Source organism: Polaribacter batillariae, from assembly GCF_017498485.1.
Lineage (GTDB): Bacteria > Bacteroidota > Bacteroidia > Flavobacteriales > Flavobacteriaceae > Polaribacter > Polaribacter batillariae.
Genome location: NZ_CP071795.1, coordinates 678,592 through 695,504, shown reverse-complemented (window position 1 = coordinate 695,504; position 16,913 = coordinate 678,592). Strand labels below are relative to the sequence as shown.

Below are 16,913 nucleotides of genomic sequence, written 5' to 3'. Positions count from 1 at the left end.
TAAAAAAAAGTAGTTATTTTTAGACCAATTAAACAAGATAGATGAATAAGAAGCAAGTACTAACATCAGAAGATTTTGAGAGCGTTAATACAAATAAAGAATTATTAACACTCATAAAAAATAAAAGCGAGTTATATAATAAGGTAAATAAAACACTTTCATATACTCAAGAACTTAGACTACTTCAAATAGAATTGGTAAAATTACAAAGGTGGATTTCTAAAGAAAACAAGCGTGTTGCTGTTATTTTTGAAGGAAGAGACGCTGCAGGAAAAGGTGGAAACATTAGACGGTTTATGGAGCATTTAAACCCTAGATCTAGCAGGTTAGTCGCTTTAAATAAACCCACAGAAGTAGAAAAAGGGCAGTGGTATTTTCAAAGATATATTAAAGAGTTGCCCAACCCAGGTGAAATTGTTTTTTTTGATAGAAGTTGGTATAATAGGGCTGTTGTAGAGCCTGTTATGGGATTTTGTACAGAACAACAATACAAAGAATTTCTAGTACAAGTACCAGAATTCGAACACATGATGTACGAAGACGGTTTAATTATTATTAAATTTTGGTTATCAATTTCTAAAGACGAGCAATTAAGACGTTTCGAAGAACGTAAAGAAAATCCTTTAAAACGTTGGAAATTTAGTCCTGTCGATAAACAAGGACAAATTCTTTGGGACAAATACACACACTACAAAGCAGAAATGTTTTCTAAAACCCACACATCTTACAGTCCTTGGATGATGGTAAAAACAAACGATAAAAAAGTGGCAAGATTAGAGGCCATTAGGCATGTAATTTCTCAATTTGATTATGATGGAAAAAAAGATGCAAAAACGGTAATAACGCCAGACCCAAATGTAGTAATGAGGTACTATCGTTCTAATAGTAATTTAGATTAAAAAAAATGGGAAACAAACTAACAACAAAACAAGTAAATAAATTAAACACAAAAAAAGGGCTATTAGCACTTTTGTCTAAAGAGCCTTTAAATATAGAAAGAGGTTTGCGTTATGTAAATTATCAAAAAAAATTAAAAAAACTTCAAGTAGAATTAATTCGTTTGCAAAAATGGGCAATTCATAACAACGAACGTATAATTATTGTTTTTCAAGGAAGAGACGCAGCAGGAAAAGGTGGGGCCATAAGAAGGTTAACAGAACGTATAAACCCACGTCATATGCGAATTGTAGCACTTTCTAAACCTACAGAAGACGAGAAAACGCAATGGTATTTTCAAAGATATGTAGAACAGTTTCCAAAAGCAGGAGAAATTGTTTTTTTTGATAGAAGTTGGTATAATAGAGCTGTTTTAGAGCCAGTTAATGGGTTTTGTACCCAAAAAGAATATGATGTTTTTATGAATCAGGTAAACGATTTCGAAAGAATGATTTTAGAATCTGGAATTCATTTGGTAAAAATATACATGTCTATATCTAAAAAAGAACAAGCCAAGCGCTTCGCAGAAATTAAAAGCAATCCATTAAAACAATGGAAAATGACAAAATTAGATGAGCGAGCACAAGATTTATGGGACCAATATACAGAGTACAAAAATGTAATGTTTCAAAAAACAAATACAAAGAACTCTCCTTGGAAAATTATAAGAGCAAATAGGAAAACCGAAGCCAGAATAAACGTTATAAATCACGTTTTAAAAAGCATTCCTTACGATAGAGATATAGAAGTTTAAGAAATTAATTTTTTAACTTTACTAAAGATAAAGTATATCTCTGCTGCAATTTTACGATTCGTTTTTAAGTAAGTTTCTCTTCTTTCTGAAGTATTGTCAGAAACTTTTGGATCGACAAAAGGCAAATGAAATCTTTCGATAGCAGTAGGTATAAAAGGGCAATTTTTATCAGCATTATTACAGGTTGTAATGGCAATAAAAGGCTCTTTATTATCTGGATGATCGAATCTTTTAGAAAACCCAAGAATGGTTTTTCTATTGCCAGAAAACGAAATTAAATATTTAGGATTTTGGTGTGAAAAATCGGAAACTTGAAAATCGAAACCCGCTTTTTGTAATGTTTTTACAGTATTTCTATGAAAAGCAGTAACCTCTGTACCACCAGAAAAAGATTGAACATTTAATTTAAAATAATCTGCAGCGTAAAAACCCCAAACTTGCCCAAGCTGACTTCTTCTTGAATTATGCGTGCAGATAAAATTAAGGTTTACAACACCACTTTTAAAGTATTCTTTTGCAATTGCTTCCGAAATTTTAAAAAGTAAATTTTTTCTATCTTCAGTTAAATGCACATTCTTTTCTGCATTTCTAAAGAAATTTTCTACGGAAACAGAAGAAGTACTTATCATATGATTATTTTTGTAACAAAAATAAAACTTATTAAACGGGTTTAATTTAATAAAAAGTTAAGAATGTGTTTAGAAATTGGAAATAAAGTAGCTGTTTTAGACGATGTTTTAAAAGGAAAAGTGGTTGCTATAAATAAACATACAATTTCTGTAGAAACAGAAGATGGTATGGTTTTTAATTTTGATGAAAAAGAACTCGTTAAAATCGATGTAGAACAATACAATTTATCGAAGTTTTCCGATATCAATCATCCTATTTTACAAGAGAAAATAGCCGAAGTAAAAAAGAAAACAAACCTGTTTAAAAAAGAAAAAAAAGAAGTAATTATGGAGGTAGATTTGCATATAAATCAACTTGTTAAATCTACCAAAGGTTTAGATAATTACGATATGCTAAATCTTCAATTAGATACCGCAAAACGAAAAATAGAATACGCAATTAAAAAACGAATTTCTAAAATTATTTTTATTCATGGAGTTGGAGAAGGAGTTTTAAAATCGGAATTGCAATCGCTTTTAAATAAATATCCAGTAAAATATTACGATGCTTCTTATAAAATATATGGTTTAGGAGCGACAGAAGTTTATGTTTTTCAAAATGTAAATCAGTAAAATAGAAAACGTATTTTTGTAAGATGAAAACAGTCTATTTAGACAATGCTGCAACAACACCCATCGCCAAAGAAGTCATAGAAGTTATGCGAAATTCTATGGTAGAAAATTTCGGAAACCCTTCTTCTACACATCAGTTTGGCAGAAAGGCAAAATCTGCAGTAGAAACCGCCCGAAAAAATATCGCCAAACACTTTAATGTTACTGCGAGTGAAATTGTTTTTACTTCTAGTGGCACAGAAGCCGACAATTTAATTTTACAAAACGCTGTTTTAAATTTAGGCGTGCGTCGTATCATAACTTCTAAAATAGAACACCATGCAGTTTTGCATACTTGCAAATATTTACAGAAAACCCATAACATTTCTCTAGAGTTTGTAAATGTTAACGAATTTGGAACTATAGAAATAGCGCATTTAGAAGGTATTTTACAATCTTCTAAAGAAAAGACATTGGTTAGTTTAATGCTAATAAATAACGAGATTGGCAATATACTTCCTCTTGAAGAAATTGGTAGTTTATGTAAAACCAACAATGCATTATTTCATACAGATGCTGTGCAAGCAGTGGGGCATTATCATTTAGATTTGCAAAAAATAAACCTAGATTTTTTAGCTGCAAGTGCGCACAAATTTCATGGACCCAAAGGGGTTGGTTTTGCTTTTTTTAAAAAAGGATTTGGCATTTTACCAATGCTTCATGGTGGAGATCAAGAAAGAGGTGCAAGATCGAGTACCGAAAATGTGCACTCTATCTTAGGAATGGAAAAAGCACTAGATATGGCTATTTCTTCTTTAAATAAAGATAAAAATTATATAGAAGGTTTAAAAGTTTACTTTATTTCCGAACTTAAAAAAGTATCAGAAAATATTCGATTTAACGGGCTTTCTTCAGATTTAGACAACAGCAGTTACACCATTTTAAATGTTCGTTTTCCAGTTACAAACAACATGCTATTGTTTCGTTTAGATTTGGCTGGAATTGCAGTTTCTGGAGGCAGTGCTTGCCAAAGTGGAAGCAATAAAGGGTCTCATGTTTTATCAGAAATCCTTTTTCATGGAGAAGAAGATAAAACTTCCATCCGTTTTTCGTTCTCTAAATTTACAACCCGAGAAGATTTAGATAGTACGATTTCTAAAATAAAAGAACTATTATAAAATAGAAGTCGTCTTAAAAGTATTAAAACTTGTTATTTCAACTGTAATGGAGAAATCTTATTTATTGAATTTCAATGTTTTTATGTTTTTCGATAACTTCCGTTAGCTACTTTCAATCAAAATATATTTTGATTTTAGTAATGCTTAAAATGACAGCTAAATTTACTTTCGAGACAACTTCTTTAAGAAAGCATTATAAATATTAATTAATGAGTATTTTTTTGGAAACCTCTCCTTTGTCTGTTTTCAATTTTAAAATATAAACGGCTTTCGAAAGGTTGTTTACCTTAAGAATGGTTTTCTCTAAAGCTTCGTTTTTTAATTTCCAAGAGTTTATTTCTTGTCCTAAAATTGAATATAAAGATGCTTTTTGTACAGTTGTGCCATTGATTGTATTTACGTGAATTTCACGATTTGGTTTCGAATAAAAAACAGAAACATTTCTCTCTGCAAGATCATCATCATTACTTAAGGTTTGCGAATTCTTAAAAGTAATGTAAAAACGATTCGAATAGGTTCCTTTTTCTAATTCTAAATCTACTTTTCCTTTAGCTAAGTCGTAACTAATATTTGTTAATTTATCTAACAAAAATAGCGAGGTATTTTCGAGATTCCACTCGTCTATTTCGATGCTAACAGCGTCTTTTTTAGAGATTACAATTTCTAAAGGCACTTCTAAATCTTTCGAAATATTTTCTATGCCAGCAATTACGTAAGGTGGCTCTTCATTCGAAAATTTCCAATAAAAATCTGTAGCAGATAAATCAAAAAGATAACTATCATACCCTTTATCGAACTTAAAACTATTATTTCCTTTAAAAGAAATACCAATTTGACGATGTATTTTTGTGTTTAAATGGTCAGTATAGTTCATACCTAATTTAATAATTGGTAATTTTTTTCTTCTGTTTGTTGTTTCTTTTTTATGTTTTGCATTCGATTTAAAAAAGATAGATTTTGGACCTTCTACAATATTTTCTCTTTGGCTGTTGTTAAATTGTATTGGCCCACCATCTGTATCTCCACTAATAAAAAATCCTTGCCCCACAGCAATGTACTCTAAAGGAGTCGTGTATGTAAAACCAGAGCCTACATTTGGTGCGCAAGGTATTTTGCCATCATCGTCTTTAAGTATTATTTTGTTTAAATAAAACACATTAAGATCTAAAGATTCTATTTTTACAGAGTTGCTTCTTTCGATACAAATAGGAATCTCGTAATTTGTATATGAATTAGAAACTGGCACGTCGAAAACTCCAATAGAATTGCCATTTACAATAACTTTTATTTTTTTAGGTGTTAGAGATTTGTAGTTTAGTCTTAAACTTTCAACACCTCTTGGTATCAATCCAAAATCTACATATTCTGTAGTGGCATCTAAAACCACTGTTGTATTTTCTGTATCTGTTGAAGTAGTTGCATTATGTGATGCATTCTCTGCTTCCAAAGAAATATCGAAAGCACCAGCAAAAGAAGCCGAATTTGCAGCAATTCCCATAGCAATATTACGAGTTGCATACCCGCCAATATAACCTGTATAGTAGTGGCCAGCTTCGTTAGAGCTAGAAGTATCTCTTTCTCCTGCATGCTGCCAGAAATATAAAGTGCCATCTATAGAGTTTTCGTTGTCTTCGATAAAACGTTGTACACTTATTGCAGATGGGTATGGATTACCTACTAAATAAGACTCGTTTCCGCCTATAGCTGTATTTAAATCACCATCATTTGGTGTGCCAACAAAAGTATAGTTTTGTGCAGCACCAGTACCTTTTATGGTAAAACCATCTGTTACTGGAATGCTTCCTGTACTTTTCTTTTGATTCCAGTTCGATCTATTTCCGTTTGCACTTGCGTAAGTGTAAATCCAGTAATCTGCAATTTTTATTGGAGTACCTGTATCTCCATCAAAACCGCTTACAAAATCGATATCTATTGCAGAAGAAGTTGCAGAAGTTGGTGTTGTGCCATCTTTTAAAACATCGACCAAGGTGTAAGATGTTCCTCCAACAGGAGAGCTCATATAATTGTACCTGTATTTGCTTGCAATGGTAGAATTTTGGTCTATAAATAGTTTTCCACTACCAGTAATTTGACTGCTGTTTTCGTGTATTTGAATGAGCTGAGAATTTCCTGCAAGCCTTAATTCACTAGAAGTTGCACCAAACTCAATATCTTCTGTTACAACCAATAGATTATTTGTAATTGTTAATTTTCGGTCGGCATTTATGGTAAGTTTTCTTGCAGTTAAAGCTGTAGAGGTCGAATAATCTTCATTTATAACAACACGTCTAGTTTTATCTGGAAATCCATTAGACCAAGCGTTACCAACTCGAACTGTAGGGTTTACTTTATGAGTTCCTAAACTTAAATTAGATGTGGCAACTGCACTGGTTATTTCCGAAATAATTGGTGCGTGTGGATGTCTTTCTGGTCCGCCATTATCAATATCTCTGTATGGGTTTAAATCGTCTTCTACGAAGGGAATCCACTCGCTTTCTGTAAAGGTTTTATTATTAGATGTTGCTTCATCGCTTCTTACATATACTGTATTATCTGCAAAATTAGTGGTGGTTTCGTACCTGTTTTTCCAATCGTTTAACCCAGATGAAATTCCTTTTGGATGCGAAAACAATAAAATGTCGTTTGCTCCTATTAAATCTGTAATATCGTTGTTTACAGTTCCAGAAAATACGGAAGCCGAATTTGTAATTAAAATAGATGCTCCTGGGGCTATTTCAGTAGGAATTGTGTATGTAACATCTGGTGCAATACCAGTTTGGTCGCCAGTTTTGTTTCTAAAGAGATCTAGCTTTATTGTATTTGCTAAAATTGAATTTGTTGCATGAACATTGGTAATTTCGATAACTCTACTTGTACCATCGTTAAATATTTGGGTAATCATAGGAATTCCAGAACCATGTGCATCTCTATAATCTACATCTCCAATGGTTAAAACATCATTGTCTGCATCTGGTAAAAGAATTGGATTGTTAATGTTTGCATTTACATCATTAAAATCGTCTGCAACGTATAAACTGTTATCTAAACCATTTTTACCAACAGTTCCATTTGTTTTGCCATCGTTATTTGTATCTTTTGCAGCCAAACCGATCTCGTTTATATCAAAAATACCATCGTTATCTGAGTCTAAATCTACATAATCTGCATTTCCAGTGCCATCTGTATTTTGTGCTTTTAAACCCGTTCCGTAAGCTGTATCTAGGCCATTTGCAGTATAAATATAGTTTGGTGCGATATAATCGATAGTTGTTTGTGCTTCTATATTATCTGGAATGCCATCGTTATCTGAATCTAAATCTTTATCATTTGTTATTCCATCTCCATCGAAATCTATATTATCAGCAAAGCAAGAAAAATTTTCTGTGCTCCAGACAAAATTATCCAGTCCATGTAAATCTATTGTATTTCCTGTAAGAGTTCCTGTAACCTTATGGACTATTTCTATTTTAGATACTTTGGTCTCTGATAGAAATCCTATTGATGTTTCTATAGCGTCACCTACATTCATATTTCCTTTAGTAGCGCCATTATCATCGAAGACCTCTACGATACCTTCTGCATCATTTCCTAACATTTCGCTATTAAAAAAAAGAATTCTTTTATCATCTACTAAAACTTCGTAAGTAAGCAGAACACCTGGTGTTAGGTTAGAATCTAAAATGTCATTTAAATCGAAATTAAAGGCATGTACAGGGTTTGTTAAGTTTATTGTAATGGTATAGACTTCTCCTGTGCTTAAATTTATTGATGGTTTAATACGAATTGCATCTCCAGTTGTTCCAGATTTTTGTGAGTTAAAATTAGCTTCAGTAAATTGATTTCTTCTTTCTGTTGGGTTATTTGCTGTTGTTTTGTATGTTACAGTTCCGTTTGCCCAAAAGGCTGTAAAATTTTCAGCTGTTCCATTATTTTCATCTCCAGTGGAAGTTGGTAAACCAGTAAAATCGTTAGCTCCATTTAATCGATTTAGTGTGAGACCTTTGGAAAAAGATGCCTTTTCAAACCCAGATTCTTTAAAACCTAAACCACTATTTTTATTGTCTCCAATAGCATATATTTTAAAGCTTCCATCTTCATATGTTATGCTATCAGTTTCAGGGTTTGCTGCTCCTTGAGTGATACAGCTTTCGTCTTCATCTTTTATTCCATCATTATCATCATCAATATCTATATGATCTGCATAGCCATCTCCATCTGTATCTTTTGCTGTAATTGTAAATGTAGCAGAAACAAAAGTGATGTTGTATTTAGGGTTGTTTGCATTTGTTAATGTACCTTGGTTGATATTATAAGCACCAATATTTTCGCCTGCACCTCTTGATAAATTGCCTATTAAAGTATCTCCACTGTCTAAACTACCAGAGGTAATATTGTATGTTAAAGTTGGGTCTGCATCTCCTTCTTCTTTCGTTTTAGCTTCTGCTGTTATTGTAATTGGTATTCTAGGTGTAGTGTTTTCTACGATGGTTAAATCGTCTATACCAGCTTCAATAATATCTCCATCTGTAGTTCCGTCTGCAGCACTAACTCTTACAATAAAATTAGAACCAGCAGGAATTGTAGTTGTAGCTTCTGTCCAAACAGGATTGTTTTGAACATCTCCTATAAATACTAAATCTGTCCAATTAACTCCATTATCAAAGGAAACTTCTAATCTAAAAAAATCTCCAGGATCATCTCCAGTATCTCTTTGACCAAAGAAATACCAGATAGAAAAATTAGATTCGTTGGTAATGCTATAGGTTGGTGAAGTTGCAAAAACAGTACCACCATCTACATCGTCTGCTCCAATTCCATTAGATGGATTCGAAGCTGTGATTAGAGCATTTGTACCCGGGTTTGAATGATCATTTTCTAATTGATAATCAGTTTCTTCTGGATCTATATTTACGAACGTACCTGTTGTTGCAGTTGTTCCTGTTGTGGACCAAGTGTTACCAGTTTCAAAATCTTCAGAAAAATTAGAATTGCAGATATTAAGGGTAATGGAATTTATCGTTCCTCCATCTCCATCAGCTGTATCTGTAACTTCTAAAACCCAATCTCCATTCGCATTTTCTCCATTAAAATCTGATAAGAGTCCTTCTGGATTATAAGTGCCTGATATACCTGAGTTTCCAGTTGGTAATACATTGCCAGAAGCATCATCGAAAGTAACATTGGAATAATTGTCTCCATTTCCACCATTTCCAGTACTTAATTCTACTCTCGTATTTGCTGGTGAAATTAAATAAATATTTAAATCTGAATTCCAAGTATGACTAATGTCTAAAGAAACATTTACATCGGAAATAGAAAAGTTATCAGGAACATTTATGGTTGTGTTATAGATAACATTACCAATTGTAGAAATTGCGGTTCCTGGAGTTTCTGTGTAATTTGTACATGTTTGAGCGTAACTATTTAAACTAATAAATAGCGGTATAAATGGTACGAAATACCATTTACTTTTAGGTTTAGGGGACATAAAGTAATTGTTTTAGGGGTTACTACAAGATTTTTAAATCTAATAATCGATACTAATATATTATTTTTTTTTGATACAATAACATTTAAGCATAAAAAAGTCCAAATTTTTTAGATTTGGACTTTTTTTATTAAAAAATTACTTTCTTCTTTTTTGTTGTGCTTGTTGTTCTTGCGCTTGTTTCATGGCTTCGTCTATTCTCTGACGAAACTTGCTTTTTTTCTTTTCTGGGCGCTTTTTGTTTTCTTCGATTTGTGCGTGAATTTTATCTTCATCAATCACAAAATTCTTAATTACCAGCATAATTGCAATTGTTAATAGGTTTGATACAAAATAATACAAACTTAAAGAACTTGCGTAATTGTTAAAGAAAAACAACATCATAATAGGAGAGAAGTAAATCATATACTTCATCATTTTGCTCATGTCTGGCATTCCTTCTTGAGGTGGTGCTTGCATGTTTGCTTGCTGGCTTTGATTCATTTTCATATAAAAGAAAATAGCAACAGATGCCAAAATTGGAAATAAACTTACGTGATCTCCGTAAAAAGGAATTTTAAATGGCAATTTAAAAATAGTATCGTAAGAAGATAAATCGTTTGCCCATAAAAAACTTTTTTGCCTTAAGGCAATATTTGTTGGAAAAAACTTAAACAATGCAAAGAATACTGGCATTTGTAATAATGCAGGAATACAACCAGACATCATGCTAACACCTGCTTTTCGCTGAATGGCCATGGTTTCTTGCTGGCGCTTCATGGCATTTTCTTTCCCAGGATATTTTTCGTTTAATGCTGTTAATTCTGGGCGAATTACCTTCATTTTAGCACTCGATAAATAAGATTTATAAACTAATGGAGACATTAATATACGTACCACAATGGTCATTAAAATAATAATTAATCCGTAGTTCGATAAAAAACTTTCTAAGAAATTAAATACAGGATAAAAAACGGTTCTGTTTAAAAAACCGAAAATTCCCCAACCTAAATCTGCAGACTCTGCCAAATCTGTTCCTTCGAATGGTTTTGTTTTAAATAAATTATAATCATTAGGTCCGTAAAACCATTTCATATTATAATTTAATTCTCCATTAGATAATTCTAAAGGTGTTTTTAGTTCGAATCTTTTTGTAAAAACGGTATCGATTTCTTCATTTTTAACTAAATCTGTAGAAGTAATTGTTGCGTTGTTAAAAGGTTTATCTGAAAGTAAACTCGAAGCAAAAAAATGTTGTTTGTAAGCTACCCAGTTTAAGTCGTTTACAATTTCCGATTTTCCTGCGTTAATATAATCAACTTCGTCTTCTGCTTTGTAGTAGTAGTAAGAATACATGGTATTCTCTGTTTTTAAACTTTTTTCGTGGCGATAACCGTCTAAAGTCCAATCTAAATGAATAGGATTCGAAGCATTAATTACATTTGCTAAACCTTGAGAACGAATGGAAAAGTTTACCAAATAATCTTTCGGTTTCATTTCGTACCTGTATTCTAAAAACTGAGTTTCAGAAACTTTTAATTTTAAAGAAACCACTTGGTTTGCTCCGTTTTTAGTAACAGTTGGCTCAAAAAATAAATCTTTCGTGTTTAAAATTCTATTGTCTATGGTTCCAAAATTAATATTAAAAGACGCATTATTGTCTTTAATCATATACAAAGGAAGAGAATCGTAGGTTTTAAAATTTTTAACTAAGGCTTCTTTTATTTGTCCTCCTTTATTATCTATTGTTAATTTAACGACTTCATTTTCTAAAACAGTAACCCCTTCAGAGGCGCTAATGGCACTTTGGGCAAAAGCCCCCAATTTATTTTTTAGTGCTAAATTTTTAATAGAATCATTTTCGAAAGCTGTTTCGTTAACAACTGTATTTGTAGTTGTGTTATTTGTTGTTTTTGTAGAGTCTGCAACCTTTGTGGTATTTGCCTTTGTAATTGTTTCTGGTTCAGGTTTATTGGCATTCATCCACCAAAGAATAATGCCTCCTAATAAAATCATTCCAATAAAAGAATTGAAGTCGAATTTTTTTTGTTCCATGTGTTATTTTAAAATGTCAAATTGTCATTTTTAAACTTCTTATTGAAGTAAAAGGCGACAAATGTAGCAAAACAGTATTATTTTTAATTGATTTTGCTGTGATTATTGTTGATGCATTTAATAGTTCAAATAGTATTCCGTTTTAGAATGTCTTTTCGAGCGCAGTCGAGAAGTTTAGGTTTCGACTGCGCCCAACCCGACAAACTATAGTTTCGAGTGTTTTAAAGAAGCTTTAATAAAATCTACAAACAAAGGGTGTGGTTTTAGCACCGTACTTTTATATTCTGGATGATATTGTACCCCAACAAACCAAGGGTGTGTTGGTATTTCTACAACTTCTACCAAACCAGTTTTTGGGTTTGTACCAGCGGCTTTCATTCCAGCGACTTCAATTTGTTCTAAATATTCATTATTAAACTCGTACCTGTGTCTGTGGCGTTCACTAATTTTTTTAGCGTTGTAGGCTTTGTAAACTTTAGAATCTGTTTTTAGTTCACAATCCCAAGCTCCCAAACGCATGGTGCCTCCTTTTTCTGTTACATTTTCTTGACTTTCCATTAGGTTAATTACAGGATGTTTGGCACTTTTATTCATTTCCGAAGAAGAAGCTCCTTCTAAATTTAAAACATTTCTAGCAAATTCGATTACTGCCATTTGCATTCCTAAACAAATTCCAAAGAAAGGAATGTTGTTTTCTCGTGCATATTTTACAGCTCTAATTTTACCTTCAATACCTCTGTCTCCAAAACCTGGAGCCACCAATATTCCATTAACACCAAGCAATTTCTTTTCGGCATTTTTAGGCGTTAAACTTTCGGAATGTACCCAACGTACTTTTACTTTTGTTTCGTTAGAAGAACCAGCATGAATAAAGGCTTCTGTAATCGATTTGTAAGAATCGTGCAACTCTACATACTTACCAATTAAAGCAATTTCTACTTCGTGTTTTGGGTTTTTGTGTTTTCTTAAAAAGTTGTTCCAAACTTTTAATTCTGGCTCGCCTTTAGAAGATAGTTTTAATTTATTTAAAACCACCGTATCTAAATTTTGTTCTAGCATTAAATTAGGCACATCGTAAATGGTTTCTGCATCTATAGATTGTATTACGTCTTCTTTTTTTACATTACAAAACAATGCCAATTTGCGCTTAATGTCGTCAGAAATTTCGTATTCTGTTCTACAGACTAAAATATCTGGACTTACACCACTTTGCATTAACATTTTTACAGAATGTTGTGTAGGTTTGGTTTTTAATTCACCAGCAGCTGCTAAAAAAGGGACTAATGTTAAATGAATTACAATCGCATTTTCTTCTCCTTTTTCCCACAACATTTGCCTTACAGACTCTACATAAGGTAAAGATTCGATGTCGCCAACAGTTCCACCAATTTCTGTAATTACAATATCATATTCGCCAGTTTCACCTAAAAGTTGAATTCTACGCTTTATCTCATCCGTAATATGAGGAATTACTTGTACTGTTTTTCCTAAAAATTCTCCTTTACGCTCTTTATTAATTACAGATTGATAAATTCTACCTGTAGTAACGTTGTTCGCTTGCGAAGTAGGTATGTTTAAATAACGTTCGTAATGCCCCAGGTCTAAATCGGTTTCTGCACCATCGTCAGTTACATAACATTCGCCATGTTCGTACGGATTTAATGTTCCTGGGTCTATATTAATATATGGGTCTAATTTTTGAATGGTTACAGAAAAGCCTCTTTCTTGCAATAATTTGGCTAAAGATGCAGCAATAATTCCTTTTCCAAGTGATGAAGTTACGCCTCCTGTTACAAAAACGTATTTAGTATTACTCATGGTAGTCTTAGGTTTGCGCAAAAGTACTAACTCTAAAAATTCTGTCAAATAAAAAAGATGAAAACATTTTTAAAAATTGTAGTTTTTTGTCACAAAAAAATATTTCAATTTTTTTTCAAATAGTGTTTGTCAAAAATAAAAACAGTTGTATATTTGCCCACGCTTTAAATGAGGTAAAATTCATCGAGTAAAAAAATATTAAAGAAGTCATTTAAAAATACATATAATGCCGAAAAGAACTTATCAGCCATCGAAAAGAAAGAGAAGAAACAAACACGGTTTCAGAGAAAGAATGGCTTCTGCCAATGGAAGAAAAGTATTAGCTCGTAGAAGAGCAAAAGGAAGAAAGAAAATTTCTGTGTCTTCAGAAACAAGACATAAAAGATAATATAATGATTAACAATTGTTAATAATTAAGGTGTTACTATTTTTAGTAACACCTTTTTTTATACCTAACAGCTAACTATTTTTACAAACTCATTAAACACAGTAACTTAACATGCCAAAAAGAAAAGACCTCAAATCAATTTTAATTATTGGATCTGGACCAATTGTCATTGGGCAAGCATGTGAATTCGATTATTCTGGTTCGCAATCTCTAAGATCTTTAAGAGAAGATGGAGTAGAAACAATTTTAATAAACTCGAATCCTGCAACAATTATGACAGACCCTTCTATGGCAGATCATGTGTATTTGTTGCCTTTAACCACAAAATCTATCATTCAAATTTTAAAAGAACATCCACAAATCGATGCTGTTTTACCAACAATGGGTGGGCAAACCGCATTAAACCTTTGTATCGAAGCAGATGATAAAGGAATTTGGAAAGATTTTGATGTAAAATTAATTGGAGTAGATATAGACGCCATAAACATTACAGAAGATAGAGAGCAGTTTAGAGAACTAATGTTAAAAATTGGAGTGCCAATGGCACCACAAGCAACAGCAACTTCATTCTTAAAAGGTAAAGAAATTGCACAAGAGTTTGGTTTTCCATTAGTAATTCGTTCTTCTTATACTTTAGGGGGCGCTGGAGCTTCTATTGTTTATAAACCAGAAGATTTCGACGAATTGTTAAGTCGTGGGTTAGAAGCTTCTCCAATTCACGAAGTAATGATTGACAAAGCCATGATGGGCTGGAAAGAATACGAACTGGAATTGTTACGAGATAAAAACGACAATGTAGTAATTATTTGTTCTATCGAAAATATGGATCCAATGGGTATTCATACAGGCGATTCCATTACAGTTGCCCCAGCAATGACACTGTCTGACAAAACGTATCAAAAAATGCGTGATATGGCAATTCATATGATGCGATCTATTGGCGATTTTGAAGGAGGCTGTAACGTGCAATTTGCAGTTTCACCAGACGAAAAAGAAGATATTATTGCCATTGAAATCAATCCTCGGGTTTCTCGTTCATCTGCATTGGCTTCTAAAGCAACAGGCTATCCTATTGCAAAAGTTGCCACAAAATTAGCCATTGGTTATACATTAGATGAATTAGAAAATGGAATTACAAAATCGACATCTGCTTTATTTGAACCAACACTAGACTATGTAATTGTAAAAATACCACGTTGGAATTTTGATAAATTCGAAGGTTCTGACAGAACATTGGGTTTACAAATGAAAGCGGTTGGAGAAGTAATGGGAATTGGGCGTTCGTTCCAAGAAGCATTGCACAAAGCAACACAGTCTTTAGAAATTAAGAGAAATGGTTTGGGTGCAGATGGAAAAGGCTACAAAGATTACAACCAAATTATAGAAAAATTAACCAACGCAAGTTGGGACCGTGTTTTTGCAATTTACGATGCAATCGCGATGGGAATTCCACTAAGCAAAATTTACGATATCACAAAAATAGATATGTGGTATTTAAAACAATATGAAGAATTATTTCAATTAGAAAAAGAAATTTCTACCTATACAATAGACACGATTCAAAGAGATTTATTGCTAGAAGCAAAGCAAAAAGGGTATGGAGACAGGCAAATCGCACACATGTTAGATTGTTTAGAAAGTGAAGTATATACAAAAAGAGAAGAATTAAAAGTACAGCGTGTATTTAAATTGGTAGATACCTGTGCCGCAGAATTTAAAGCAAAAACACCTTATTATTATTCAACTTTCGAAAATGAAATTGAAACTGCAGATGGCGAAATTACCATTGCAAACGAAAGTATTGTTACAGATAGAAAGAAAATTATTGTTTTAGGCTCTGGTCCCAACAGAATAGGGCAAGGAATTGAGTTCGATTATTGTTGTGTACATGGAGTTTTAGCAGCTGCAGAATGTGGTTACGAAACCATAATGATTAACTGTAACCCAGAAACGGTTTCTACAGATTTCGATACTGCCGATAAATTATATTTCGAACCTGTTTTCTGGGAACATATTTACGACATTATTCGTCACGAAAAACCAGAAGGTGTTATTGTGCAATTGGGTGGGCAAACTGCTTTAAAATTGGCAGAAAAATTAACCAAATACGGCATTAAAATTATTGGAACTTCTTTTGAAGCTTTAGATATTGCTGAAGATAGAGGAAGATTCTCTACATTGTTAAAAGAAAACAACATTCCTTATCCAGAATTTGGTGTCGCAGAAACTGCAGATGAAGCTTTGGCTTTAGCAGATGAATTAGATTTCCCGATTTTGGTAAGACCTTCTTACGTTTTAGGAGGCCAAGGAATGAAAATCGTAATTAATAAAGAAGAATTGGTTGAGCATGTAGTTGATTTATTGCGTAAAATACCAAATAATAAATTGTTGCTAGATCATTATTTAGATGGTGCTATTGAAGCAGAAGCAGATGCCATTTGCGATGCAGATGGAAATGTATATATTATTGGTATTATGGAACATATAGAACCTTGTGGAATACACTCAGGAGATTCTAATGCAACCTTACCTGCTTTTAATTTAGGAGATTTGGTATTGCAACAAATTAAAGATCATACACATACCATTGCAAGAGAATTAAAAACGGTTGGTTTAATAAACGTTCAGTTTGCTATTAAAGACGATATCGTTTATATTATTGAAGCAAACCCAAGAGCTTCTAGAACGGTTCCTTTTATTGCAAAAGCATACAAAGAACCGTATGTAAATTATGCAACCAAAGTAATGTTGGGGCATCATAAAGTTACAGACTTTAAATTCAATCCAAAATTAGATGGTTATGCAATTAAACAACCTGTTTTTTCTTTTAACAAGTTCCCGAATGTAAATAAGAAACTAGGACCAGAAATGAAATCGACAGGAGAAAGTATCTTATTTATCGACAGTTTAAAAGACGATGAGTTTTACGATTTGTATTCGAGACGAAAAATGTACTTGAATAAATAAGTAAGATTTAATTTATATTGAAAAGCATCTAGTTTTAAATTTAGAATTAGATGCTTTTTGGTTTAGTACCGTTTTTTATAGTCAAAATTGTCATTCAATGATGGCTAGACATACTCTTTTGCTTTGGCTT

The 16,913-nt window shown here is 32.5% G+C and carries 10 protein-coding genes; 6 read left to right on the top strand and 4 right to left on the bottom strand.

Features of this window, described 5'->3' with window-relative positions; translation table 11 throughout:
* Positions 1-41: 41 nt before the first annotated feature.
* Positions 42-899, top strand: a complete 858-nt coding sequence (gene ppk2, locus JL193_RS03190; RefSeq protein ID WP_207972453.1) for a polyphosphate kinase 2 — start codon at positions 42-44, stop codon at positions 897-899.
* 5 nt (positions 900-904) lie between these two features.
* Positions 905-1,690 (top strand): polyphosphate kinase 2, encoded by a 786-nt coding sequence (gene ppk2 / locus JL193_RS03185; protein WP_207972452.1) that lies wholly within the window; start codon positions 905-907, stop codon positions 1,688-1,690.
* On the opposite strand, the gene JL193_RS03180 is transcribed toward ppk2 (JL193_RS03185), so the two are convergent.
* Positions 1,687-2,319, bottom strand: coding sequence for a low molecular weight phosphatase family protein (locus JL193_RS03180; protein ID WP_207972451.1), 633 nt, complete (start codon positions 2,317-2,319; stop codon positions 1,687-1,689). The genes ppk2 (JL193_RS03185) and JL193_RS03180 overlap by 4 nt on opposite strands.
* Positions 2,320-2,382: 63 nt before the next feature.
* Here JL193_RS03180 and JL193_RS03175 point away from each other — a divergent pair, with 63 nt between their 5' ends.
* Together JL193_RS03175 and JL193_RS03170 are read left to right on the top strand one after the other, a co-directional pair.
* Positions 2,383-2,931 carry a DUF8465 domain-containing protein gene (locus JL193_RS03175; protein WP_207972450.1) on the top strand — a complete coding sequence of 183 codons (549 nt, stop codon included), beginning with the start codon at positions 2,383-2,385 and terminating at the stop codon, positions 2,929-2,931.
* Positions 2,932-2,954: 23 nt separating this feature from the next.
* Positions 2,955-4,088, top strand: a complete 1,134-nt coding sequence (locus tag JL193_RS03170) for a cysteine desulfurase family protein (protein WP_207972449.1) — start codon at positions 2,955-2,957, stop codon at positions 4,086-4,088.
* 202 nt (positions 4,089-4,290) lie between these two features.
* On the opposite strand, the gene JL193_RS03165 is transcribed toward JL193_RS03170, so the two are convergent.
* The 3 genes from JL193_RS03165 to pyrG all read right to left on the bottom strand — a co-directional run bounded on the left by JL193_RS03165 (position 4,291) and on the right by pyrG (position 13,428).
* Positions 4,291-9,576 carry a DUF8693 domain-containing protein gene (locus JL193_RS03165; protein WP_207972448.1) on the bottom strand — a complete coding sequence of 1,762 codons (5,286 nt, stop codon included), beginning with the start codon at positions 9,574-9,576 and terminating at the stop codon, positions 4,291-4,293.
* A 138-nt stretch (positions 9,577-9,714) separates the two neighbouring features.
* Positions 9,715-11,610 (bottom strand): membrane protein insertase YidC, encoded by a 1,896-nt coding sequence (gene yidC / locus JL193_RS03160; RefSeq protein WP_207972447.1) that lies wholly within the window; start codon positions 11,608-11,610, stop codon positions 9,715-9,717.
* A 204-nt stretch (positions 11,611-11,814) separates the two neighbouring features.
* Positions 11,815-13,428, bottom strand: a complete 1,614-nt coding sequence (pyrG, locus tag JL193_RS03155; protein WP_207972446.1) for a CTP synthase — start codon at positions 13,426-13,428, stop codon at positions 11,815-11,817.
* A gap of 226 nt (positions 13,429-13,654) precedes the next feature.
* On the opposite strand from pyrG, the gene rpmH reads away from it, so the two are divergent.
* Positions 13,655-13,816, top strand: coding sequence for a 50S ribosomal protein L34 (gene rpmH, locus JL193_RS03150; protein ID WP_088352940.1), 162 nt, complete (start codon positions 13,655-13,657; stop codon positions 13,814-13,816).
* A 111-nt stretch (positions 13,817-13,927) separates the two neighbouring features.
* Positions 13,928-16,783, top strand: a complete 2,856-nt coding sequence (carB, locus tag JL193_RS03145; RefSeq protein WP_207972445.1) for a carbamoyl-phosphate synthase large subunit — start codon at positions 13,928-13,930, stop codon at positions 16,781-16,783.
* The last annotated feature ends 130 nt before the right edge of the window (positions 16,784-16,913 follow it).